General features: G+C 70.4%; 3 protein-coding genes. All 3 read left to right on the top strand.

All coding sequences use genetic code 11. The annotated features are described in order from the left end of the window. The first annotated feature begins 85 nt into the window (after positions 1–85). On the top strand, positions 86–427 hold the full coding sequence (locus tag ADL29_RS04170; protein ID WP_030498525.1) for a hypothetical protein: 342 nt from the start codon (positions 86–88) through the stop codon (positions 425–427). A gap of 3 nt (positions 428–430) precedes the next feature. Further along, positions 431–805 (top strand): hypothetical protein, encoded by a 375-nt coding sequence (locus ADL29_RS04165; RefSeq protein ID WP_030498524.1) that lies wholly within the window; start codon positions 431–433, stop codon positions 803–805. A 364-nt stretch (positions 806–1169) separates the two neighbouring features. Then, the coding region (locus tag ADL29_RS04155; RefSeq protein ID WP_157878384.1) for a hypothetical protein at positions 1170–1724 on the top strand (555 nt) is incomplete at its 3' end.

Below are 1724 nucleotides of genomic sequence, written 5' to 3'. Positions count from 1 at the left end.
CGCCAGATTCACCCGACTCAGGAGTGGCGTGGGGGACCTGACTCCCCCTAAGATCGATAGCAATTATCGAAAGGAGTTGGGAGACGTGACCGCTACCGCGACGCTCGCCCCCGAGGCTCCCCCGGTCCCTTCGGGCTGGCGAGTGACCCCGCAGGGCACCGTGCCGGTTTCCGACGTGGCCCGTACGACTGGTGACTACCCGGCGGTGAACTACACCGTTCGACGCTGCGGGGTCACGGTCGTTGAGCAGGGAGGCCACGGCCGGACGCGCTACATCCCGGTATCCGAGGCCCTGCTCCTGGTGGCCGCCGCCGCCCTGGCCATGGCCGCCGGAGTCGCCCTGGCGCAGATGTACCGCGCGATGAAGGCGAGCGGGGCCACGGTCGGGACCAACTCCCTGACGATCCCGCTCCCCCTCGGAGCCTGACCCATGACGACGACGACCGCGAAGGGGGTGAGCACCGTGCACAAGGCTGACGGCCTGTTGGAGATGTTCCTCCGGATGACCGAGGAAGAGTTCCTGATCATCTGGCGATTCGGCGGATACGAGGGTCTGCCCCCGCAGGACGTAGACCGGCGCATCGTCGCCATGGTCAAGGGCATGACCCCGGCCGGGCGGCGGTCCGTCGCCCGCGCGTTCGTGCGTGCCTTCGCGGCCCTCCCGGTGCAGGTTCGGGCCGCCCTGGTGGCGTTCCTGCTCTCCCTCGGGATTCGGCCGGCGGGGATAGCTCTCCCGGCTCCGGCCCCTCGTGCCCTGACCCCTCAAAGGGGGTGGCTCCGCCTCACCCCGGCCCGCGCTCCGTGACCACACGACCCCGCTTCGGCGGGGTCACACCGCAGGCACCCGACCCCAGACATGCCGAAAGCCCCGGGACACGACTCCCAGGGCTTGGCATCGATCCCCTAGCGAGGAATCAAGTGCATTCCAAGAGTACCCAGCAAGAACCCGCCCTGACCACAGATCCCCGTGTGACCCCCGTCGGCGGCTCCGGCCGCGTGACCACGGTCACGGACGGGACGACGTCTTACCTGATCTGCCGGACCGTGCGCGGCCGTGGCGGGTGGGGCGTCCACTGTTCGGCGGGTGAACTGATCACCTCCGGATGGCCGACCCTGGCCCGCGCTCGGTCCTACGCGGACCGGCTCCTGACGCGGGCGGGGGCCGACGCATGACCGAGACGACTCCCCAGTCCGCCCCGCGGACCCCGCGCCCGAGAACGGAGCGGCCCCTCCGGGTCGTCACCGGCTCCGATGGCGCCCGGGAAGAGATCACCACTGAGCGGATCGCGGACCGGTACGAGGTGGACGACCACGGCCACTACCGGGTGAGCCGGTCCTACGGCGAGAACGCCGCCGGGGATCGGGTCACGAAGGTGTCCCGGAAAGAGATCCTGTCCGCGCGAGCGGAGATCACCGCCGCGTACGCCGACGACACCGGGGAGCCGTACCCGATCGCGGCGACCGAGACGACCGACCGGTCCCGGCCCGTGGTCACGTACTACGACCTGCGGGTGTCCCGGCCGGACGCGGGCGCGGTCGTGGTCGACACCGTGGCGGCCGACGAATTCGACAAACTGGCATGGCTGGACCGGCAGGAACTTGCCGAGATCCCGCAGGTTCTCGCGGCCACCGGCCAGACCGCCCGGGGGGACATCGTGACGTCGATCAAACTCGGCTCCGACCGCTTCCCGACCATCCCCGCGTACTCCCGGCTCGGGTGGCAC

Origin of the sequence: Streptomyces chattanoogensis (assembly GCF_001294335.1) — a bacterium.
Classification (GTDB): Bacteria; Actinomycetota; Actinomycetes; order Streptomycetales; family Streptomycetaceae; genus Streptomyces; species Streptomyces chattanoogensis.
The sequence above is the reverse complement of the archived record's forward strand: the minus strand, read 5'-3'. Positions and strand labels throughout refer to the sequence as shown.

Excerpts from the sequence above, each read along its gene's own strand:
- ADL29_RS04165 (WP_030498524.1), top strand. The coding sequence starts at position 431 with ATGACGACGACGACCGCGAAGGGGGTGAGCACCGTGCACAAGGCTGAC.